General features: G+C 38.8%; 26 protein-coding genes and 1 pseudogene. 21 read left to right on the top strand and 6 right to left on the bottom strand.

Annotated elements, in window-relative coordinates; genetic code table 11:
- Positions 1-11: 11 nt before the first annotated feature.
- From ctaD to LG336_RS04555, 5 genes are all read left to right on the top strand, one after another.
- A complete protein-coding gene (gene ctaD, locus LG336_RS04535; RefSeq protein WP_404331368.1) occupies positions 12-1880 on the top strand; it encodes a cytochrome c oxidase subunit I in 1869 nt (622 codons plus the stop codon).
- Positions 1880-2509, top strand: coding sequence for a cytochrome (ubi)quinol oxidase subunit III (locus LG336_RS04540; RefSeq protein ID WP_404331369.1), 630 nt, complete (start codon positions 1880-1882; stop codon positions 2507-2509). Before ctaD ends, LG336_RS04540 begins: the two co-directional genes overlap by 1 nt.
- A 4-nt stretch (positions 2510-2513) precedes the next feature.
- Positions 2514-2849, top strand: coding sequence for a cytochrome c oxidase subunit IVB (gene ctaF / locus LG336_RS04545; protein WP_404331370.1), 336 nt, complete (start codon positions 2514-2516; stop codon positions 2847-2849).
- A 147-nt stretch (positions 2850-2996) separates the two neighbouring features.
- Entirely contained in the window at positions 2997-3908 is a 912-nt protein-coding gene (gene ctaG / locus LG336_RS04550) for a cytochrome c oxidase assembly factor CtaG (protein ID WP_404331371.1), read from the top strand.
- A gap of 45 nt (positions 3909-3953) precedes the next feature.
- Complete coding sequence (locus LG336_RS04555) at positions 3954-4418, top strand: DUF420 domain-containing protein (RefSeq protein WP_404331372.1); 465 nt, start codon at positions 3954-3956, stop codon at positions 4416-4418.
- A gap of 76 nt (positions 4419-4494) precedes the next feature.
- Here the strand turns inward: LG336_RS04555 and ytvI are convergent, their stop codons facing one another.
- Positions 4495-5553 carry a sporulation integral membrane protein YtvI gene (ytvI, locus tag LG336_RS04560; RefSeq protein ID WP_404331373.1) on the bottom strand — a complete coding sequence of 353 codons (1059 nt, stop codon included), beginning with the start codon at positions 5551-5553 and terminating at the stop codon, positions 4495-4497.
- 163 nt (positions 5554-5716) lie between these two features.
- Positions 5717-6076 (bottom strand): YugN family protein, encoded by a 360-nt coding sequence (locus tag LG336_RS04565; protein WP_404331374.1) that lies wholly within the window; start codon positions 6074-6076, stop codon positions 5717-5719.
- A 172-nt stretch (positions 6077-6248) separates the two neighbouring features.
- Between LG336_RS04565 and LG336_RS04570 the strand changes: the two genes are divergently transcribed.
- On the top strand, positions 6249-6680 hold the full coding sequence (locus tag LG336_RS04570; protein ID WP_404331376.1) for a CBS domain-containing protein: 432 nt from the start codon (positions 6249-6251) through the stop codon (positions 6678-6680).
- Between the two features lie 189 nt (positions 6681-6869).
- Positions 6870-7850 (top strand): CAP domain-containing protein, encoded by a 981-nt coding sequence (locus LG336_RS04575; RefSeq protein ID WP_404331377.1) that lies wholly within the window; start codon positions 6870-6872, stop codon positions 7848-7850.
- 29 nt (positions 7851-7879) lie between these two features.
- Here LG336_RS04575 and LG336_RS04580 read toward each other — a convergent pair whose 3' ends face one another.
- Positions 7880-8365 carry a PaaI family thioesterase gene (locus LG336_RS04580; protein WP_404331379.1) on the bottom strand — a complete coding sequence of 162 codons (486 nt, stop codon included), beginning with the start codon at positions 8363-8365 and terminating at the stop codon, positions 7880-7882.
- A 168-nt stretch (positions 8366-8533) separates the two neighbouring features.
- Here LG336_RS04580 and LG336_RS04585 point away from each other — a divergent pair, with 168 nt between their 5' ends.
- The 6 genes from LG336_RS04585 (at position 8534) to coaD (ending at position 11978) form a co-directional block, all read left to right on the top strand.
- Positions 8534-8956 (top strand): YlbD family protein, encoded by a 423-nt coding sequence (locus LG336_RS04585; RefSeq protein WP_404331381.1) that lies wholly within the window; start codon positions 8534-8536, stop codon positions 8954-8956.
- 11 nt (positions 8957-8967) lie between these two features.
- The gene (locus LG336_RS04590) at positions 8968-9207 is read left to right on the top strand and encodes a YlbE-like family protein (RefSeq protein WP_404331383.1); all 240 of its coding nucleotides are present in this window, start codon (positions 8968-8970) and stop codon (positions 9205-9207) included.
- Positions 9208-9551: 344 nt separating this feature from the next.
- Entirely contained in the window at positions 9552-9995 is a 444-nt protein-coding gene (locus LG336_RS04595; protein WP_404331384.1) for a YlbF family regulator, read from the top strand.
- A 117-nt stretch (positions 9996-10112) separates the two neighbouring features.
- A complete protein-coding gene (locus LG336_RS04600; RefSeq protein ID WP_404331385.1) occupies positions 10113-10388 on the top strand; it encodes a YlbG family protein in 276 nt (91 codons plus the stop codon).
- A 534-nt stretch (positions 10389-10922) separates the two neighbouring features.
- Complete coding sequence (gene rsmD, locus LG336_RS04605; RefSeq protein ID WP_404331386.1) at positions 10923-11495, top strand: 16S rRNA (guanine(966)-N(2))-methyltransferase RsmD; 573 nt, start codon at positions 10923-10925, stop codon at positions 11493-11495.
- Positions 11496-11978: a pantetheine-phosphate adenylyltransferase gene (coaD, locus tag LG336_RS04610; RefSeq protein ID WP_404331388.1), complete on the top strand. Its 483-nt coding sequence runs from the start codon at positions 11496-11498 to the stop codon at positions 11976-11978. It begins immediately after the preceding gene.
- Between the two features lie 27 nt (positions 11979-12005).
- On the opposite strand, the gene ylbJ is transcribed toward coaD, so the two are convergent.
- Positions 12006-13226, bottom strand: coding sequence for a sporulation integral membrane protein YlbJ (ylbJ, locus tag LG336_RS04615; RefSeq protein ID WP_404331390.1), 1221 nt, complete (start codon positions 13224-13226; stop codon positions 12006-12008).
- Positions 13227-13694: 468 nt separating this feature from the next.
- Here ylbJ and LG336_RS04620 point away from each other — a divergent pair, with 468 nt between their 5' ends.
- A complete protein-coding gene (locus LG336_RS04620; protein WP_404331392.1) occupies positions 13695-14486 on the top strand; it encodes a patatin-like phospholipase family protein in 792 nt (263 codons plus the stop codon).
- On the top strand, positions 14483-15508 hold the full coding sequence (locus tag LG336_RS04625; RefSeq protein WP_404331394.1) for a SepM family pheromone-processing serine protease: 1026 nt from the start codon (positions 14483-14485) through the stop codon (positions 15506-15508). Before LG336_RS04620 ends, LG336_RS04625 begins: the two co-directional genes overlap by 4 nt.
- A gap of 44 nt (positions 15509-15552) precedes the next feature.
- Here the strand turns inward: LG336_RS04625 and LG336_RS04630 are convergent, their stop codons facing one another.
- On the bottom strand, positions 15553-16761 hold the full coding sequence (locus LG336_RS04630; RefSeq protein ID WP_404331395.1) for a nucleotidyltransferase: 1209 nt from the start codon (positions 16759-16761) through the stop codon (positions 15553-15555).
- A gap of 198 nt (positions 16762-16959) precedes the next feature.
- On the opposite strand from LG336_RS04630, the gene LG336_RS04635 reads away from it, so the two are divergent.
- The 4 genes from LG336_RS04635 to LG336_RS04650 all read left to right on the top strand — a co-directional run bounded on the left by LG336_RS04635 (position 16960) and on the right by LG336_RS04650 (position 19286).
- Complete coding sequence (locus tag LG336_RS04635) at positions 16960-17484, top strand: YceD family protein (RefSeq protein ID WP_404331397.1); 525 nt, start codon at positions 16960-16962, stop codon at positions 17482-17484.
- 108 nt (positions 17485-17592) lie between these two features.
- Entirely contained in the window at positions 17593-17766 is a 174-nt protein-coding gene (gene rpmF / locus LG336_RS04640) for a 50S ribosomal protein L32 (RefSeq protein WP_046522242.1), read from the top strand.
- Positions 17767-17893: 127 nt separating this feature from the next.
- Entirely contained in the window at positions 17894-18649 is a 756-nt protein-coding gene (locus LG336_RS04645; RefSeq protein WP_404331399.1) for an enoyl-CoA hydratase/isomerase family protein, read from the top strand.
- 82 nt (positions 18650-18731) lie between these two features.
- On the top strand, positions 18732-19286 hold the full coding sequence (locus LG336_RS04650; protein WP_404331401.1) for an RsfA family transcriptional regulator: 555 nt from the start codon (positions 18732-18734) through the stop codon (positions 19284-19286).
- Between the two features lie 76 nt (positions 19287-19362).
- Here the strand turns inward: LG336_RS04650 and LG336_RS04655 are convergent, their stop codons facing one another.
- Positions 19363-19845 (bottom strand): N-acetyltransferase, encoded by a 483-nt coding sequence (locus LG336_RS04655; protein WP_404331403.1) that lies wholly within the window; start codon positions 19843-19845, stop codon positions 19363-19365.
- Between the two features lie 349 nt (positions 19846-20194).
- On the opposite strand from LG336_RS04655, the pseudogene LG336_RS04660 reads away from it, so the two are divergent.
- Both LG336_RS04660 and LG336_RS04665 read left to right on the top strand, forming a co-directional pair.
- A pseudogene (locus LG336_RS04660) lies at positions 20195-20770 on the top strand (chromate transporter).
- Complete coding sequence (locus LG336_RS04665) at positions 20767-21297, top strand: chromate transporter (protein WP_404331404.1); 531 nt, start codon at positions 20767-20769, stop codon at positions 21295-21297. The pseudogene LG336_RS04660 and the gene LG336_RS04665 overlap by 4 nt, the downstream one beginning before the upstream one ends.
- Positions 21298-21349 lie beyond the last annotated feature (52 nt).

Raw genomic sequence — 21349 nt, forward strand, 5'->3', positions numbered from 1 at the left:
GAGGTAAAACTGTGAGTACCTATGCTCAGAAAAAAGGGGTAGGCGCTGTTTTATGGGACTATCTAACCACTGTTGACCATAAGAAAATCGCTATCCTCTATTTGATAGCTGGTGGATTTTTCTTTGTCCTCGGTGGATTGGAAGCAATGGTTATCCGAATCCAGTTAGCTATACCAGACAATAACTTTGTAAGTGCAGGTTTTTATAATGAAATCCTAACGATGCATGGAACAACAATGATATTCCTTGCAGCCATGCCACTTTTATTTGCTTTTATGAATGCTGTTGTGCCATTACAAATTGGTGCAAGGGACGTAGCTTTTCCATTCCTAAACTCATTAGGATTTTGGTTGTTCTTCTTTGGTGGAGTTTTCCTAAACCTTTCTTGGTTTTTAGGTGGGGCTCCTGATGCAGGATGGACTTCTTATGCATCATTGTCACTAGCTTCAGAGGGACATGGAATTGATTTTTACGTTTTAGGTTTACAGATTTCTGGTGCAGGTACATTAATTGCCGGGATTAACTTCCTAGTGACAATCATTAATATGCGTGCCCCAGGGATGACATATATGAGGATGCCACTTTTCACTTGGACGACTTTCGTTGCATCCGCATTGATTCTTTTTGCTTTCCCACCCCTTACAATCGGATTGTTCTTCATGATGTTTGACCGTATGTTCGGAGCAAATTTCTTCGATCATACAATGGGTGGAAATACAGTCATCTGGGAACACCTATTCTGGATTTTTGGTCACCCAGAAGTTTATATTTTAATCTTACCAGCTTTCGGAATATTCTCTGATATCATTTCAACATTCTCAAGGAAGCGATTGTTCGGGTATTCGTCAATGGTATTTGCGACTGTACTGATTGGTTTCCTTGGGTTCATGGTGTGGGCTCACCATATGTTTACAACTGGTTTAGGTCCAATTGCTAACGCGATTTTTGCAGTTGCAACAATGGCGATTGCGGTTCCAACAGGTATCAAGATATTTAACTGGCTTCTAACCATGTGGGGTGGAAGTATCAAGTTTACAACTCCAATGATGTACGCAGTTGCGTTTGTACCGTCATTCGTTGCGGGTGGAGTCACTGGTGTTATGCTTGCTGCAGCGGCAGCAGATTATCAGTATCATGATACTTACTTTGTTGTTGCTCATTTCCACTACGTTATCATTGGTGGTGTTGTACTAGCGATTTTGGCTGCAACCCATTTCTATTGGCCGAAAATGTTTGGAACTATGTTAAATGAGTTCTTAGGGAAGATTACTTTCTGGTTATTCTTAATCGGCTTCCATTTAACATTCTTTATTCAGCATTTCCTTGGTCTAATGGGGATGCCACGTCGTATCTTTACTTTCCTGCCAAATCAGGGACTAGAAGTAGGGAACTTTGTTTCCACAGTCGGTGCATTTTTCATGGCTGTCGCGGTCATTGTCTTATTGATCAATGTCATCATAACAAGTGTGAAGAATGAGAGAGTTGGAAATGACCCATGGGGAGATGGACGTACTCTTGAGTGGGCAGTTGCGTCACCACCGCCATTCTATAACTTTAAGCAGCTTCCATTAACACGTGGATTAGATCCTTACTGGATTGAAAAAATGGAAGGGAAGAAAGAAATGACTCCTGCAGAGCCACTTGGAGACATTCATATGCCTAATGGCTCTTTCATTCCATTTATGATATCACTTGGATTATTCATTGCTGCATTTGGAGCGATGTACCGTGTTGATTATGCTTGGGGACTTCCAGTCTTAATCGGTGGAATGCTAGTAACATTCCTTTCTATGTTCGTCCGTTCTATCAAGGATGATCATGGCTTCCATATTCATAAAGAAGACTTGACTGACGACGATGATAAGGGGGTTAAGGCATAATGCACGCTGAAGAAAAAATGACCAATGAAACCTGGCCGGCGTCGCCTGAGAAAGCAACCCTTGAAGCGAAAAATAAATTTTTAGGGTTCTGGCTCTTTTTAGGAGGAGAGACGGTGTTGTTCGCCACTCTCTTCGCAACCTACCTTGCTCTTAAGGATAAGGTGCCTACTGCAGAGCACGCACTTGCCAAAGATTTGTTTGAAATGCCTTTAGTTTTTCTTATGACAATGATACTTTTAACGAGTTCGTTAACAAGCGTTTATGCAATGTATCATATGAAGAACTTTGAATTTAAGAAAATGCAGTTATGGATGGGAATCACGGTACTATTGGGCTTAGCATTCCTATTGTTAGAAATTTATGAGTTCAATCATTATGTGCATGAATTCCATCATAGTTTTACAAGTAGTGCATTTGGATCTGCATTCTATACGCTTGTAGGCTTTCATGGAGCCCACGTTGCCTTTGGTTTATTTTGGATTGTTACTTTAATGGTCCGCAATGCAAAACGTGGTTTGAGCTTATACAATGCGCCGAAATTTTATGTCGCTAGTCTGTACTGGCACTTTATCGATGTTGTTTGGGTATTTATCTTTACAGTCGTATACTTAATGGGAATGGTGGGATAAACTGATGGCAAATCAACAAACTACTTCAGGTAACCCAAGAGTTGACCTTGACTATCGACGCAAAAAAAGTGCAGAGGAAATGAGATACCAGGTTATTACCTTTTCTCTAATGATCTTTCTGACATTAATCGCTTTTGCTGCAGTTGGATTTGGTGATCTATCAAGCTGGTTCATCGTTCCATTCATCCTGCTCTTGGCATGTGTTCAAGTAATTTTTCAATTGTATTATTTTATGCATATGAGTCATAAGGGACATGAAGCTCCACAACTATTCCTATACTCTGGAGTACTTGTCGGTTTCGTAACGGTTCTGGCCTTCATGACAATCATTTGGTGGTAAAAAAATGAGAGAAAAACTGGTCCGTAAGGCCGGTTTTTTTCTTTGTTTAATTTTGGATTTTTTATTCAGCACTGTTCGATTGCGGTTCCTTCGTTAGAAAAGGTATAATGAATAAAAGCTTTTCTATTAATTTTGAGGTGATTTTAAATGTTTTCTCTTGATTTGTTTGGGTTTAGAGCAAACTGGAGTCCTTATTACTTTGTTAGTCTTATGATTGTTTTAGCTGTTTATTATCTGCTTGTCTTTAAATACTACCCTCGTTTTAAAGAGAGCGAGCGGGTCACAAGTAAACAGGCTATCTTCTTTACAACGGGAATCATTTTGTTATATGCGGTAAAAGGATCACCCCTAGACCTGTTAGGACATATTACGTTCTACGCTCATATGATTCAAATGGCTAGCTTATACCTCGTTATCCCTCCTTTGCTCATTTTGGGGGTGCCTAACTGGATATGGAGAGGAATCATCAACAATCCTATAATTAAGCCAGTCTTTTCGTTTATGACAAAGCCTCTTATTGCACTCGTGCTGTTTAATGGTATTTTTTCTTTTTATCATATCCCGTTAATATTCGATGTGATTAAAACGGATATGTGGTTGCATGCAGGATACACATCAATTATGTTTCTGTTTGCGATTGTCATGTGGTGGCCATTGTTAAATGTCCTGCCTGAACAACAATCACTTTCTGGGTTGAAAAAGATTGGCTATATTTTTGCCGACGGGATTCTGTTAACTCCGGCATGTGCGTTAATTATTTTTGCGGATGCTCCTATGTACGCTACTTTTTCGGACCCAAATGCTTGGGCACAAGCTCTTGCTCTATGTGTACCAGGTTCAACGTTATCGATGCTAAATCTAAGTGGGCCAGAAATGTTTAGCTCGCTCACCTTACTCGAAGATCAGCGCCTTGGCGGAGTTGTGATGAAGATCATTCAAGAAATTGTCTATGGAGTTGTTCTTGCCTATACTTTCTTTAGCTGGTACAACAGTGAAAGGGAAAAGGAAAACGAGGAATTGGCACTATACCGCCAGCAGCATCCACAACCATCAAAGTAGTAGATTAGTAAAAAAATTATTAGAAAAAGAGAGAGGAAAATAAGTATGGGGAACCTTCCAATTCTTCCAACCATCAGTACAACGTTTATTGTGTTAAGTGCACTCACTGTCGCAATAGGCTGGTGGCAAATTAAGCAGCGAGAGATCGAGAAACACAGAAAAACAATGACACTTGCTGGGATTTTTGCGGTTATTTTCTTTATTATTTACGCCTCTAGGACAGTGTTTGTAGGCAATACTTCATTTGGAGGCCCAGATGATATAAAAATCTATTACACAGTGTTCTTAATCTTCCATATTACTCTTGCTACCTTGGGAGCTATTTTAGGCATTACTTCCCTTTGGACGGGGTATAAACAACGTCTTGCTTTTCACCGGAAGTTAGGCCCAGTGACGAGTGTTGTATGGTTCTTTACAGGAATTACGGGTGTTGCGGTTTATTTACTTTTATATGTTTTTTATCATGGAGGAGAGACAACCTCTCTTATTAAGGCAATACTGGGTGGATAAATAGAATAGTTCCATTAAATGCTGCCAATTTGGTAGCATTTTTTTGTAAAAAAAGAACCGGACAATAAGTCCGGTTTTATATTTTAAAGTTCAATTTTATTATTCCAGCTTCTCTAGCTGTGTTAAAGGCAATGATTACTAATGGTCCAATAATAAATCCAGCCATCCCTATCAATTTTAAACCAAGGTACATCGCAATCAATGTTGCCAGAGGGGACAGACCAATATGGGTTCCCATCACCTTTGGTTCCACAGTTCTCCGGATAATTAAGAGAACCGCAGCCAATATGGCCAACTTGGTACCGATCACTATATCTCCAGCTAAAAGATGAAATATAGCCCACGGGCCAAGAATCGCAATAGATCCAATGATTGGAATAAAGTCAATAATCCATATAACCAGTGACATGAATAAAGCAATTTCAGGGACAATCAGTAAAAGACCTAAAAGAGATACTACAAAGATGATGACACTCACAAGGAATTGGGCTTTAAAAAAGCCAGTCGTCACATTGGTAAGACGTGATGCCATGAAATTGACTTTCTCTGCAGTTCTTTCTGACAGAAAGCTATAAAAGCCATTCCTAAGTCTTGGTAAGTCAAGAAGAAATAGGAATAAGGCGATTAAATACACCAAAAAGCTAACAAGAAAATTTGGGATATTGGTTAGCAAAGCTTTTAAATTATTGATATTGATAAAAGCAAGTAAGTCATCTCTTGCATTGAGGAGAAATTCCTCACCACGGTCGTTTATCTCATGTACTAATTCATCGGGGAAGTCCTTGGCTGCCTCAACAAATCGATCTTGAGCATCGAACCAAACATTCGTAATATCATTGATGTATCTCGGTGCGTTTTCGACAATATTTATTGCCTCGGTAATAACTTTGGTTGTAATAAAATATCCAGATAAACCAATCATGATTAAAAAGGCAATAAAAATGATGATAACAGCAAATTTGCGACCGATATTTGTTCTTCTCTTAATAAAACGTACCAGTGGTTCAAGAATGACAGCTGTAATTAACGCACTAATCAAGGGAACAGAAACAGGGAGTATAATGTAGAAAAGTAATGCTGTTAGGATAATAGCGATTACTATTGTTATATTCCTTTTTGTTATAAATCTAGTCAATTGAGACCCCTTTCTAAACGATTGAATATCTTATAGGGTAATTTTTATGAGTACCTTTATTATAGTATTTTTTAAATATAATCGCCAAGGAACTTTTCAGTTAGTCCAACATTACTCTAAATTTGAAAAGAAAGACGCATCACTGCGCCTTTCTTTTAGATGATTATAGAGCAAATATCTCTATGTCTTCTTTTAAGTCTTTAAGGACCTTTTCACACTGACTTACAAGTGATTTAGGGAAGTGTTCATTCTCCCCATACTCCACTCCGTGTGGGTAATAATGTTTTCCAAGAAGTGGCGCCATTAGTTGAATGACAGCTTTATGAGCACCAACATCTCCTTCCACTGCATACCCTTGAATGCGAAGATAATATGTACCTTCTTTTAAATCAAACTTACGGTCAAAAGTGACACGTTCATAATCCCATTGCCCATGGCGCTCAAGTCCATAATCAGGCATTACTTCATCTAACCTGTTTAGATCGGCTTTTAAATTTTCCAATCCGGTCTTTTCAAAAATCATCCTCATCCCTCCTAAAACACATAGAAGCAAAATGCTACATAATGGTAAACCCATCTCTTTATCAATAATAGTAAAAATAATCAAAAGTTGCAATGTATTAAGTGAGCATAAATCTTTTTTTAACAGGAGAATCTAAAGGAAGTAGAAATATTATAAAATGGAGATGATTGATATGGGTAAAATTCGTGAGATTATGACTACGGATGTGGAAACTTGCTCCTTGCTTGATAATGTATACGAAGTTGCAGTGAAAATGAAAGAGTATAATGTAGGAGCAATCCCAATTGTGGATGGTGAAAAATTAGTGGGGATGATTACAGATCGAGATATCGTTCTTCGAGGAATTGCAGAAAAGAAGCCGCCATCCTCAAAGGTAGAAGTAGTTATGAGCGAGCACCTAGTGACTATTACTCCTGATACGACTACTGATGAAGCAGCAAGGGTAATGGCAGAGCATCAAATCCGCCGATTACCTATTGTTGAAGGTGATAAGCTAGTGGGAATCGTTGCTCTCGGTGATTTTGCAATCAATCCCAAAATGGATAATCAGGCTGAGGTTGCACTTTCTGAAATCTCCGAACATGATGAAAACCAGCTACAGTAAATACAAAAGGTGCCTCTGGGCACCTTTTTAAATTTTCATTCATTTGTAGGCAATAAATGATAGAATAATGAGGATATTATTTCATTATATTTAAAAATTTACGTCTATATAGGAAGGGGAGTTATATTGCGCCCGAGTATCAGTATTTTACTATTGACTTCAATCATCATTTATATAGGATACCACTTCATGTTTAATGACTCAGCGCTCGAAAGCAATCAAACATCTAAGAGCATTAGTGATAACAATGCTGTACATAAAGACACAGAAGCATCATTAGCAATGGTATCAGATGGAAGCCTAGGTACTTTAATTGGAAAGGATGTTCAATCCTTACTATCTGAGCTCGGTTCACCTAGAAGAAAAGATTTATCAGCCTACGGATACACGTGGTATATCTATAACTATGATATCAATCACTATGTCCAGGTAGGGGTTTTAAATGATAAGGTAGTTACGGTTTATGCTATTGGAAATGAAGCGAATGTTACTCCTTTTAAGATTGGTCAGTCCTTTGATGAGTTAGTTGTCAATCATTCTATAGAGTCTAGTATTCCCCTAAATGAGGCAGATGGATCGTACCAATTTGAGCTCTCTAGTGAAGATTTGTCAACAAGGCCTTTAGTTAAGAGCGGTAATATTTATGCCCAGTTGTATATTGATCGAATGACAGGATTGCTTTCAAGTGTTCGTTTCCTAGATGGACAAACTCTAGTTAGACACCAACCATATGAAATGCATTATCGAGGAGAATTGGCGCAAGTCGGAGAACCAAAACAGGATGATTGGGAGAGAATTGAAACTGGTGTAAAGCTCCAAATCCTAGATATTACGAATGTTATTAGGTATAGACATAAACAAGGGATTTTAAAGTGGGAGGAAAATGCTGCATTGGTAGCTTATGGGCATAGCAAAGAGATGCACGAAGCTAATTATTTTTCACATACATCAGCAAGATATGGTAATCTTTCTGATCGGTTAAATGCTGCAAATGTTCCGTTCCAACTTGCAGGTGAAAACATTGCTGCACATTATGTTGATGGACCAGCTGTTGTGGAAGGGTGGTTAAATAGTCAAGGCCACCGGGAATCGCTGCTAAGTGGGGAATTCACTCATTTAGGGGTAGGTGTCTATCAAAAATACTACACACAGAACTTTATAAAGAATTGATGGAAGGAAAGCGAATGGAAAACCATTCGCTATTTTTTTATGATAAAAAAAGTCCCGGTTGCATGAGCAATTTTTTTACCGTCATCCCTTTGCACTTCAGCTTCCATAACCATTGTCTTAGATCCCTGATGAACAATCTTAGCCTTACAGGCTATCTGGCTGCCGATACCTGGTGCAAGGTAATGGATGTTTAGTTGGTTCGTGACAGCTGTTTGTCCTTCAGGAAGCACTCTATTGACCATCGTCCCCATTGCTGTATCTAGGATAGTTGCAGTGATTCCCCCATGGAGAATATCAAGATTATTGTTTACCAGGGATGAGAGTTGCAGTGTAAGTTCGAATGTATCCACTTCATGATTTTGCTTCATTTGTAAAATATGTCCGATATAAGTTCCGTTCTCACTTTCTAATTTTTCCTTGACACCAGTTAGGATGCTCTCGATGATTTTTTTATCGTTCTCATCTGCTAATTGTAAGCAATCCTCTAAAAGTTGATTTAACTTTTGATTTTCCATCTGAATAACCTCTTTCTTGTCTGTACTTTTGTACAATCACATTCAACATTTTATCTTAGTTTAACAGGCAGGTAAAACTCATATAGAAGAAAAAAGGTTCTGGAATCACATTTTTTACAGGAACACATAAATTATGGTAGGCAAGTGTAACAAGGTGAGGTGACGAACATGACCAATAAAGGAAAAACGATACATCCATCTATTCAGCAATTTAAGATGTTTGTCAAAGAGAATCCAGGGCTTATTAAGGAAGTAAGAAATGGAAACGCGACATGGCAAGAGCTCTATGAGGAATGGTATTTGCTTGGAGAAGATGATTCTAGGTGGGAATCTTACCGTGAAGGGAATCAGGTAAGTCGAAAGCAAGAAGACTCTGAAGAAAAGGAAAAAAGCGGAGAGTGGATGTCGAAAATTATAAACACAGTTAAAAACATGGACCAAGAGCAACTCCAAGGCCAGATTGGAAACATTAGTCAAGCGATTGCGGCAATACAAGGGGTGCTATCGCAGTTTCAAGGAAGCCAGCAGCCTTCTAACCCTTCATCCAATCGAGATGCTCCTCAAAGCCCATTTTCTTTTAGAAAAGATTAAAGGAGTCAAAAATGAGAAAAGATGTACTTGAACGTATCCAAAAGCAAAAGGATTTGCATGAATTTATCCGAATACATCCAAATTGGTATCGGAAACTGGCAAGAGACCCTAGAGAGCTCTATACCATGGAAATTACAGCTTTACATTTTTATGAAAAGACAATACCACATCATGTACAAAAGTTTACAAATAGTGTTCAAATGGCTTCAATGATGATGCATATGTTTGCCAATATGAACGCACAATCTTAAGCTTCTTTCCTGCTAAAGAAGCTTATTTTCTTTGTCTTAGTATCTGGGAATGATGAAAAGAAGTAAATCTTTCGAGAAATAGCACTTGTATTTGCGTGAATAGAACTAGGAATTACGTGATAGAAAATTGGTTTGCGAATAGAGCAGGTAAATATGCGAATAGAAGTGAGTTTTACGTGAATAGGGTTAGAGTTTGCGTGAATAGAACCACAAATTACGTGAATAGAACCTTAATTCTCGTAAATAAAAAAGTGCTTCGTAATTCTGAGTGGTTTCCCTTTTAATTGAAACCTTCGCTTTTCATATTCTTTCATGTTAAAATATGAAGCGGAGGTGGGCGAATTATGCTTGCTACAGTAGAAAGAATTGAACTTTTGGAAAAAGCGGAAGAGCTTGTTCAAATGGTCCTAGATTCGGATATAGCTGAGAACTATCGGCAATGTTTATATAGAGTGAAATCAAGTAAGGATACACAAGCAAAGGTGAAAGCTTTTGTTAAGATGAAAGAACGCTATGAAGAGGTTCAGAGATTCGGTAGATATCATCCCGATTACAAAGAGGTGATGGGCCAAATTCGTGTCCTAAAAAGAGAAGTGGATTTGGATGATGCTGTGGCCGAATTTAAGAAAGCTGAAAATGATTTACAAGGCTTATTAGATGAAATTAGTGTTCTTATCGGTCGTGCTGTGTCTGAAAGTGTAAAGGTTCCTACGGGAAATCCATTTTTTGATACAGGCTCCTCCTGCGGGGGGGGCTGCGGTAGCGGTGGAAGTTGTGGTTGTTCTTGAGTATGGATTTTTCCATACTCTTTTTTTTGGGGTCATTGCATTCTTCTGAGAGTGATTGTAAAAACTAGGTGCTGTATGCTAAACTATGGAAAAGCAGTGTTCTGAAGGGGAAAGAATATGATAGGTCAAAGACAAGGAATTATCGTTTGGCTTTATTCATTAAAACAAGCCAAGATGTTAAGAAGATTTGGAAATGTCCATTATGTGTCGAGAAAGCTTAAGTATGTTGTTTTATACTGTGATCAAGAGGACACGGATGCACTTATACAGAAAATTAGTGCATACTCCTTTGTTAAAAAGGTGGAGCCATCCTATAAGCCCTACTTAAAAGTACAGTTTGAAAACAAAGCTCCAGACAAAGCAAAAGAATATGACTATAAAATGGGAATCTAATGAAGCGCTAGCGTTCGTCCAATAGACGAAGAGCTTGCGCTTTTTTGCTAATATTCAAGACAAAATGCTGTTTTTGTAAAGATTGTTGTTAAAATTGTAAAAATCTTAAAGCCGATTTTTACTACCTAAGGCCGATTTTAACGCAAGATAAGCGATTTTGTACGTTATAGTAAGTTTGCAAGCTCTTTTCTCATGGTTAATAACTATTTGCAGCGAACAAAGCTTAATCGATTCTATTTTGTATCCCAAAAGCAACAAAGTTTGAGAAAAGAGCCAAAAAAAAGAAACCCTGCATCATCTGCAGGGTCCTTCTATATCCCACTATTGGGATAGAAGGCAAAGGGAGAGGAGAAACCGGAGGAAGAACTTATGGGGAAACGTAAGTCTTCTCCGCGGTTGGCAACAACATCCTAAAATTGATGTTGTTACTTTCATTATTTCCATAAAGGACCAGCTTATACACTTTTTGATTATATTTTTTTACATGTGGTAGGATAAGGTAGAATTGATTTAAGGAATGAAGGGGTTTAAAAGATGAGGGTTGTATCAGGCGTCTTAAAAGGGCGGGGACTAAAAGCGGTCCCGGGAAACTCTACAAGACCAACTACGGATAAGGTAAAAGAAGCGATATTCAATATGATTGGACCATACTTTAATGGTGGAATCGGATTGGACTTGTTTGCAGGTAGTGGTGGTCTCGGAATAGAAGGACTAAGTCGAGGACTAGAAAAGGCTATCTTCGTCGACCTAGACCGTAAGGCTATACAGACAATAAAAGAGAATTTACGTGACTGCGATTTAGAGGAACAGGCAGAGGTATATCGAAACGAGGCATCTAGAGCACTTAAGGCTGTGAGTAAAAGGGAGATTTGCTTTGATTATATTTTCCTGGATCCCCCTTATAAAAAACAACAGTTAATTAAGTTGATGGAAATGATGGATAGTGCGAACCTACTGAGTGACAGTGGGGTAATCGTTTGCGAACATGGGTCAGAAACACAACTCCCAACAAAAATTGGTAGATTTGAGCAAATTAGGCATGAAGAATATGGTATTATTGGAGTTACAGTATTTACATATAAAAAGCACAATGAGGGGGAAATTTAAATGGCTAGCATTGCTGTCGTCCCAGGGAGTTTTGACCCAATAACATACGGGCACTTGGATATTATAACAAGAGCAGCTAAGGTATTTGATGAGATTTATATTTCTGTTCTAAATAATTCTTCTAAGCGCCCATTATTTACAGTGGAAGAGAGAATGGAACTCATTAAACAAGTGACTAAAGACATCCCAAATGTGAAAGTAGATACTTTCCATGGTCTTTTAGTCGAGTATGCTGCAAGTGTTAATGCAAATGCAATTGTCCGGGGATTAAGGGCAGTTTCTGATTTTGAATACGAGATGCAGATTACTTCAATGAACCGCTTACTAGATAAAGGGATTGAGACATTTTTCATCATGACAAACAATCAATATTCTTTCCTTAGCTCTAGCATTGTGAAAGAGGTTGCTCAATACCATGGAGAAATTTCTGAATTAGTTCCAATTGAGGTTGAAAAAGCGCTAAATAGCAAATTTCCAAAATAAGCAAAAGCGAGCCATCATGGCTCGCTTTTATTTGGTTGGCATCCTTTTATAATAAATAATAACGTAAAGAGCTAGGAAGCCAATAGTAATCAGTGGACCAACCTGGGCCATTGATGAATGGAAGTCAGCTAGCTTTGTTCCTTCTTCATAAATTCGGTTCATAACAGGCATTGCGTTTGATGGTTGTTCATTTTGTAGGAGTCGGAGATAGATAGGTTCCCATAATAACAATGCATAAATCCCCGCTGTAAAACCGTGTAGTATCCTTGCAAGAAAGAAAGGCTGGAACCGGATGTCGGTCTGTGAAAGTAGGCTTGCTACTTGAGCTTGAATACTAAACCCACTGAATCCAAGGAAGAAGCTTGTAATAATGGCCTGTTGAAGCAAGGTTACTTCCTGAACCTGACTGGCCATCTGACTGCCCATTGTTATTTCAAAAAGCCCAGAAATAGTAGCCATACTCAACGATTTGTCTAGGCCGATTAAACTTAAAAGATACTCAATAAATCCAGCTAGAAACGCAGTAGCACCTAAAAGAAATAGCAATTTATTGATGACGGAAAAGATAATGATAAAGCCACCTATCATTAATAGCGTTTGAATCGACGACATAACGGCATCACCAAGTAGTTGCCCAACTGGACGATCATCCTTGATTCGACTATTATGTAGGGCTGCGAATGCATCGCCAATGGTGATGCGTTTTTTCTTATCCTGTTTTTTAGGTGTTTCGCTTTTTCCGTAAAACCTCATTACTAAGCCGACTGTTATAAGCCCCAGATAGTGAGCGATGGCTATTAGTACACCTAGTTGCGCATTATGGAAGAATCCAACTGCTACTGCTCCAAAAATAAAAATAGGACTGGAGGCATTGGTAAAAGAAACGAGTCTTTCTGCTTCAATTTTAGTAATTTGTCCCTCTTGCCGGAGCCGCGCTGTCAACTTGGCACCTGATGGGGTACCAGACGCCATACTCATTGCCCAAACAAAGCCACCGACCCCTGGTACTCGGAATAGGGGGCGCATAAGCGGTTCTAGGAGAACCCCGATAAATTTAACCACCCCAAAGCCAATCAGTAGTTCCGACACAACGAAAAAAGGCAACAACGATGGAAATACAATTTCCCACCACATATTTAATCCTCTTATTGAAGCGTCCAATGATTCCTGCGGAAAAATAATCATTGAGACGGCCATACCCGTAACGGAGCTAGCTAGTACCCCCGTTTTAATTTTTGACTTTAGCACGTAAATCCTCCCTCCGCAGGTCTACTGCTGTAAAACCTAACTAAACAGTGATAAAATAGGAATATTCATCAAATGGTAAAGCAATTATTAAGCTTGGCATTAAGTGTTGTTCTGTTGAAGTAAGATAAACCATATATAAACAATAAAGCTGTTTAAACCACGAAATACCTTGTCCTCATATAAAATCAATATGCTAACGACTATGTAAATTAGACCAAAAGTTTATCGCAGATTAACGGGCAGTGAAACCCGAATTCAAGACTTAGAGGAATCGAGAAGGAAAAGTGGGCGGTTAACTGCCCGTAAATGCCCGATTGGTTCAACTAACCATCAGTGGGGGATGGAGCCCCCACTGATGGAAGTTTCACTTTATCGTGTTATCTCTTCACTTCATGATTCAACGGCTGAAGGAAAGAGTAGGGAGGCACTAAATAAGTTCAAGGTTAATTGAATAAAGGAGGAAATCGTTTGCGGCGTCCAAAAGTAGGTTTAGCTCTAGGGTCTGGAGGAGCTCGAGGGTTTGCCCACCTTGGAGTCATTAAAGTATTGAAGGATGAAGGAATCCCGATTGATATGATAGCTGGAAGTAGTATGGGGGCGATGGTGGGCTGTTTTTATGGAGCAGGACTGGATATTGATCGACTCTACAAGCTCTCAAAGGCATTTAAGCGGAAGTATTATCTTGATTTTACAGTACCCAAAATGGGGTTCATCGCTGGGAAAAGGGTAAAGGAATTAATTCGGATTTTTACCCATGGAAAAGAAATACAAGAATTAGATATTCCCATCGCAGTAGTAGCGACTGATTTAGTGTCAGGGGAGAAGGTCGTTTTTAAAGAGGGACCCATTGCGGAGTCAGTCAGAGCGAGTATTGCAATCCCGGGAATTTTTACCCCAGAGAAATTAAATGGTCGGCTCTTAATTGACGGTGGTGTTGTAGACCGAATTCCTGTCTCAGTGGTAAAAGAAATGAACGCAGATATTGTGATTGCAGTGGATGTTTCGCATGTAAATACTAATTCGGAAATCAACTCTATATTTGACGTTATCATGCAAAGTATTGATATTATGCAAATGGAACTTGTGACAAATCGAGAGGTTGCCTCTGATATTATGTTGAGGCCTAGGGTTGAAAACTATAGTTCAAGAGCATTTACGAATATAGACGAGATTATTGCGATTGGTGAGGAAGAAGCAAGAAATCATATCGTAAAAATTAAGCAAGTTATTGAACAATGGAAGGAGCCTCAATCACCATGAAAAAATTAGGATCTTTTCGTCTAACTCTTTTAATCGCAATTCTCCTCTTTGCAAGTTCTTTTTATTATTTGCCTTATTATGTATCTAAACCTGGAATGGCTAAAGAGCTGGAGCCAATCATCGAGGTAGATGGCGGGTATGAGGAAGAAGGGAGCTTTATGCTCACAACGATTAGAATGGGAAGGGCGAATATTTATTCTTATTTACTGGCTCATTTAAGTGATTATCAAGAAATCCACCCCGTTGAAGAAATCAGGGGAGAAAACGAGACCGATGAAGAATACACGATGAGACAGCTTCATATGATGGATAGTTCAAAAACCAATGCGATTGAGGTTGCATATAGGAGCGCGGGATATCCAATTGATTATGATTATAAAGGGGTTTATGTTCTACAAGTGATTCCAGGGATGCCTGCTGAGGGGAAGTTGACCCCTGGAGATCGGATTATTGAAATTGATGGGCAAAGATTTAATTCCTCGGCGGAGTTTATCGAATATGTAGGTGAAAAACAAGCAGGAGATGAAGTAACCTTAACGGTCGATAAAAAAGAGAAAGAAAGCAAAGTCGTTCTGGGGATTAAACAGTTTGATAAGCTGAGCGAAAGAGTAGGAATTGGTATTTCTCTTGTTGATGACAAAGAAATAATAGTTTCGCCTAAGGTGGATGTGGAGACAGATGAAATTGGTGGGCCATCAGCTGGACTAATGTTTTCACTTGAAATTTACAATCAGTTAATTGAAACAGACTTGACAAAAGGGTATGAAATTGCCGGAACAGGGACTATTTCTTCTGACGGAACGGTTGGTAGAATTGGTGGGATAGAAAAGAAAGTGGTGGCTGCGGATAAGGCAGGCGCAGATTTCTTTTTAGCTCCAAATGAAGAGGGAGCTGAAGATTCAAACTATCAAGCAGCTGTTCGAACAGCTGAGGATATTGATACAAGTATGAGGATTATTCCAATTGATACGTTTGAAGATGCAGTTGACTATTTAGAAAACTTAACCCCCAAAACAAGCTGAGGAGCTTGTTTTGAGGGTTAATGTTTTTTATGAGGGTCCTTTACCTAAAGTTGAATCGGAGGCTGTTTAAAATCAAGGGATAATAAACGTTCTTGCTCATTTTTCCCTTTTAACCCTAGAGCATACAGCCTTGAAGCACGAATATCGAGGTCAAGCAGTTGTTTATTGGCCGACAGTTTTGACACAAGTGGAAGGTGAAGGTTCTTTTTCTCTTTCCGCAAATATTCCCGACCATTCGCACTCATCCCAAGTAACCTTAAATATTCAGGGTGCTTTTTATTTGCCGTTTCAGCTTTTTTTACATTCATTAAAATATGCAGGCAAACGCGTTGTAACCTTGTCCATGTGTATCGCTTTGTTTTAATTTGTTCCATAAAATCATGAAAAGAATCTGCTTGAAGTGCGGCATGTTGCAGTCTATTTTCGAGACCTTCCTCGACTTCGTGAATCCCTCTCAATTCTTCTGGACTGCTAAGAAGAAGCTTATATTTTAATAGGTGCCAATAATCTTCCCATGAATGAAATTGTCGATATTCCTTTTTATATTTATGGAGTAAATCATAGGTAGTATGTGGTAGATACGAGTGTATTCCTTCAATGGAGCCATTCTCAGAAAAAAGAGATTTTCTAATACTGGTTGCGCTGGCAATGGAAGATGAAGCAAAATGCTCATCGTGATAATTTGCATTTTTTCTAATTATGGTTAACGGTTTAATGGCAAAATTTTGTTGTTGAATAGCCGCAACATATTGCAGGCCAAGGATATTATTTGGTTTTGATAAATCAAGTAAATGTCTACCAGGTGAAAGAGCTTCAAAGCTTAAAGATAATGCTTTAGGATAGCTTACACCTTGGCTACTATATTCCTTAATTTTGTCTTGAAATTCATCATTTTTTTCACTAAGAAAATGAAGAGTTTCTGTAAAGGTATGTATATCACCGGCTTCACTACCAAAACATAAGGAGTGACAATTAGCTGCTGCTAGGAGTGAAACTGCACCAGTTGCAAAGATATCTGCATTTTGGGTTGCAAAGAAGTAGGGAAGTTCAAAAACGATATCAGCCCCACCGTATAAAGCCATTTCTGTTCTTGCCCATTTAGATACTAGTGCTGGTTCCCCTCTCTGGAGAAAGTTACCACTCATTACGGCAATAACAATGTCAGCTCCAGTTTGTTTTTTTGTTTGATCAAGATGAAACTTGTGACCATTATGAAATGGGTTATATTCAACGATTACCCCGACTGCTTTCATTTTTCCACCTTTTAATCTCACGGGAAGTCCCGAATTGTTTTTTGTTCCTTAAAGGAACTTAATGTACTATACTAAACTGAAACCCCGTACAAAGGGTTTAAATTCATGTAACACCGTCTACATTATACTGTAAAGAAAAAATATTGACAAATAGGTAAGCGAAAGCTATAATTACCTTTGTTGCCTTGGGGTGATTCTATGAAATGGACAATGAGTCAGTTACAAAAATATCGAAACAAGGATTTTACGGTTGACGAATATGTCAGGGTGGATGAGATCAAAGAAGTTGAGAAATCCATTCGTCAAGTGTCTCCGATGCATATAAAGGGCCGGGTTGACATCAGTGCAACGAAAGTGACCTTTCATATTCGTATTGAGGGTTATCTTATCCTTCCTTGTTCTCGTACATTGGTTGATGTCAAATATCCAGTAAATGTCGAAACAACTGAAACCTTCCTACTTGATACTCCTGAGTATGAAACAGAGGAGGAAATGCATCAAGTACAGGGTGATGTGATCGACCTGATGCCTGTTATAAGGGAAATCCTCTTGCTAGAGGTTCCAATGCAGGTTTTTTGTGAGGACGACCAAAGCAAGGATGGAGCTCCTCAGTCAGGTAAGGACTGGGAAGTTATTCAAGATGAAGTAAAGCAACAAAAGGTAGATCCTAGACTTGCTGGCCTCGCGAAATTTTTTGAACAAGATGATTCAGGTGAAAATTAAATCATCTAAAAAATATGAAGCCCAGTTCTGACTGGCCTCATAAGGTGAGACTTCCAATGTGGGGTTTTACTAAAACTACCTTTAACTCTCTTTAAGGAGGTGGGAAGAATGGCTGTACCATTTAGAAGAACGTCTAAAACTGCGAAGAGAAAACGCCGTACTCATTTCAAATTGCAAGTTCCAGGCATGGTTGCATGCCCTAACTGCGGTGAAATGAAACTAGCTCACCGTGTTTGTAAAGAATGCGGAACATACAAAGGGAAAGAAGTCGTAAACGACTAATATTACTTTCTTAAAAAAAGCACAGGACTAGCTCCTGTGCTTTTTTTGCGTGTTTTAAGGTAGATATATTGTTAAGATATTATAGAATAGTTGGAATATTACTGTAATCAAGGGGATGGGTGAAGAAATGGAGTCATACCTTATATCAAAAGACGCAAACGGTATATTATTTTATACCATCAACAGACCTGAAAAGAGAAATGCTGTAAATGATGAGATAATGGACGGGCTTGAGGTAGCAATTTCAATGGCTAAAGCTGAGGAAATTAAAGCGCTTGTTATTACTGGAGCTGGTGACAGGGCGTTTTGCTCTGGTGGGGATTTATCTGTATTTCATTTGTTAAAGACGAAAGAAGATGCCTATCCAATGCTTTCTAAAATGGCGAAAATTATAAGTGAATTGCTCTTATTGCCAAAACCAACGGTGGCTCTAATGAATGGGGTTGCGATTGGTGGAGGGTGTGAGATAGCAACTGCTTGTGATTTTCGTCTAGGAAGAAAGGAGATGAAAGCAGGCTTTGTTCAAGGTAACTTAGCAATCACTACTGGATGGGGCGGAGGATCGATTTTATGTGAAAAGTTTCCAGCTTCTACGGCCTTAAAAATGCTTACGGATGGTACGATGTTATCAGCTGATGAGCTCTTAAATATCGGGTTTTTAGACCACATTTTTGAGGGGGACCCTTATACCAATTGTACTGCATTTCTTGGTAAATTAATTGAAAAGGAAGTAGGAGTTTTATCAGCCTACGTAGCAATCTTACGTAGGAAATGGTCAGATGCCTCTATCTTGGAAAGAATTGAACAGGAGGCAATAAATTGTGCAACCCTTTGGGGGAAGGAAATACATCATCAAAAAGTGGAGGAATTTTTAAGGAAATAGTAACAGATAAAAAGTAAAAGGCATATTCTATCTTTCCTAGTAGATGCATATGAATGAATAAAAAACTAGGAGGGATATTTAAATGCCTATAACACGCCAAGATGCTTGGACCGATGATGAAGATCTGATGCTTGCGGAAACGGTGCTTCGACATATAAGAGAAGGTGGAACACAGCTTAAGGCTTTCGAAGAAGTTGGGAAAAAACTTTCCAGAACAGGTGCAGCTTGTGGCTTCCGGTGGAACTCATTTGTACGCAAACAATATCAATCCGGGATTGAACTGGCAAAAAAGCAACGGAAGGAATTAAAAAAGCAGTCCAAGAAAGTAGAAGATGAACCAGCCATAGAAAAGGCGGTTGAAGATGCTGCAGACCTTAATGAGGTGGGGACCATCACCATCGATGTCGTAAAAAGCTTTCTAGATGACTTACAAGAAAAGGTAGAAAAGACTAGCATCCAGAAGGAAAATATTTCCAAGTGTGATAAACGAGTAAAAGAACTTGAGAAGAAAGTCTTTCAGTTGTCTGCTGAGAATGAAAAGCTCAAGGAAGAGTTAAAAACCATAGAAGGCGATCACCGTGCTCTGGTTGATATTATGGATCGGGCCAGAAAAATGGTGGGAAACAAGGAAAACTAAGGGAGTTAGGTAGATGAAAACATGAGAGGAATAGAGGGAAAAAGCGCCTATGGAAATCCTCCATAGGCGCTACATATTAATTTGAATCGTGTACTTGCTCGGTTACACCATCTGGAAACCAGACAAACGGATTCTCTCCTCGATCCCGTTCAACCTCATAAGTAGCCGGGGAAAACCCCATTGTTGTCCAGAAATCAGAAGAATTGATTCTTCCGTTTGTTTTAATTGGAAGTCCCTGGGATTTTGCGAACTCAACAAGTGCTCTTCCGTATCCTTTTTGTTGGTAATCAGGTAATACTTCGAGTTTCCATAGCTCTAAGTAATTTTGAGGAGGGTTAAAATATCGGTCAAATTTGGCATCAATTTGATAGAGGCTCATCCTAGCAACAAGCCTATCACCAAAGTATATCCCATAAAATGGAGATTCACTATCGTTCTCAATCATATTTGCTTCAAGATCTTCTAACATCGACAACTCCTGTCGCCCATACTGCTTAAACCTTTTAAATTCTTCAAGAGTTTTATAGTTGATTTTAAGTTTTTCTACTTTGTGTGTCACCGTCAATCCCCCTATATTACTGCTCTTCTCTGTTGGATGTGTAGTACACCCATAATAATAGCAGCCTTTTAGTATATATTTTTATTATATTATAAATAGAGGAAAAGTTCTGCACTTATTAATTAGAAAGCGCCTTCCAATATTTTCACACAAAAATCTTTTCATTTCCCCTCCTTCTTTAAACCGCTGTTAATCCTCCGAAACTATCTCTAGTTCTCAAGTGTGATGTGTTCTTCAATTTGATGTCCACAAACAAGAAAAAAGGAAATTGGCTACGCTTCGAGAAAAGATATAAGACCGATCTTTACGCTAGATGGAAAGATATATATTTTATAAGGGTGTGTAATGTATGAAACAAGTCCAGCTATTCTTAGCTTTTTTTCGAGTTGGACTATTAGGGTATGGAGGGGGACCGTCCTCGATTCCACTTGTTCACAAAGAGGTGGTCAAGAACTACAAATGGATGAATGAAGATGAATTTGCAGATGTGCTAGCACTTGGAAATGCGCTACCGGGCCCAATTGCTACCAAGATGGCTGGATAAATAGGGTATCGTGTAGCGGGGCTATTAGGCACGATTACAGCTGTACTAGCGACGATTATCCCAACTATTTTTTTAATGATTGTATTATTGACATCATTATCTTCTTTTAAAAACCTCCCCTGGGTTTCGGGGATGACGAAGGCAGTAGTTCCGGTTGTGGGGGTCATGCTTGCGACATTAACATGGGAATTTTTAAAAAAATCAAAGGATACACTGGGAATCTTCTACTCTAGTTTGCTTGTCGTTGCTAGTCTATTTTTATTAGAGTTCTTCAAATTTCACCCAGCGGTTCTAATTGCAATATTGCTTCTATTTGCTTTGTTTAAGAAAGATAAAGAGGTTAACCATGAACAAAATGTAGATAAAGGGGTGGGACTATGATTTATTGGCAAATTTTCTTAGCCCTCTTTATTCCAGGGATTGTTGGTTATGGAGGTGGCCCTGCGTCAATCCCCCTTGTAGAGAATGAGGTTGTAGATCGGTATGGTTGGCTTTCAATTGCAGAATTTAGTGAGGTCTTAGCAATGGGTAATGCATTGCCAGGACCAATTGCGACCAAGATGGCTGGGTATATAGGATTCCAACAAGGAGGAATCCTAGGTGCTGCAATTGGGATTTTTGCAACAGTCGCCCCCTCACTTATTCTTATGATTGTTCTTTTGAGTGTTATTTATCGTCATAAAAATTCTCCAAAAGTTAAAAGAATGACAAACTATATACGGCCAACGATTGGGGTCCTCTTAGGTGTAATGACCTTTAGCTTTTTTTCGACTGCCTATGAGGGAATTGGCATTGTTCAGACTCTAATTTTGACGGTAGCTAGTTTCATTTTGCTTGAAAAATGGAAGGTCCATCCTGCTTTTGTGATTGTCGGAGCATTAGCGTATGGTGCGATGTTCTTAGCATAACGAATACTTTCTAAAATAAATCACGGGGTATGTTTCAGAACCCTTTTAAATT

The organism is Mesobacillus maritimus, from assembly GCF_044803185.1.
In the GTDB taxonomy this organism is placed as follows: domain Bacteria; phylum Bacillota; class Bacilli; order Bacillales; family Cytobacillaceae; genus Mesobacillus_B; species Mesobacillus_B maritimus_B.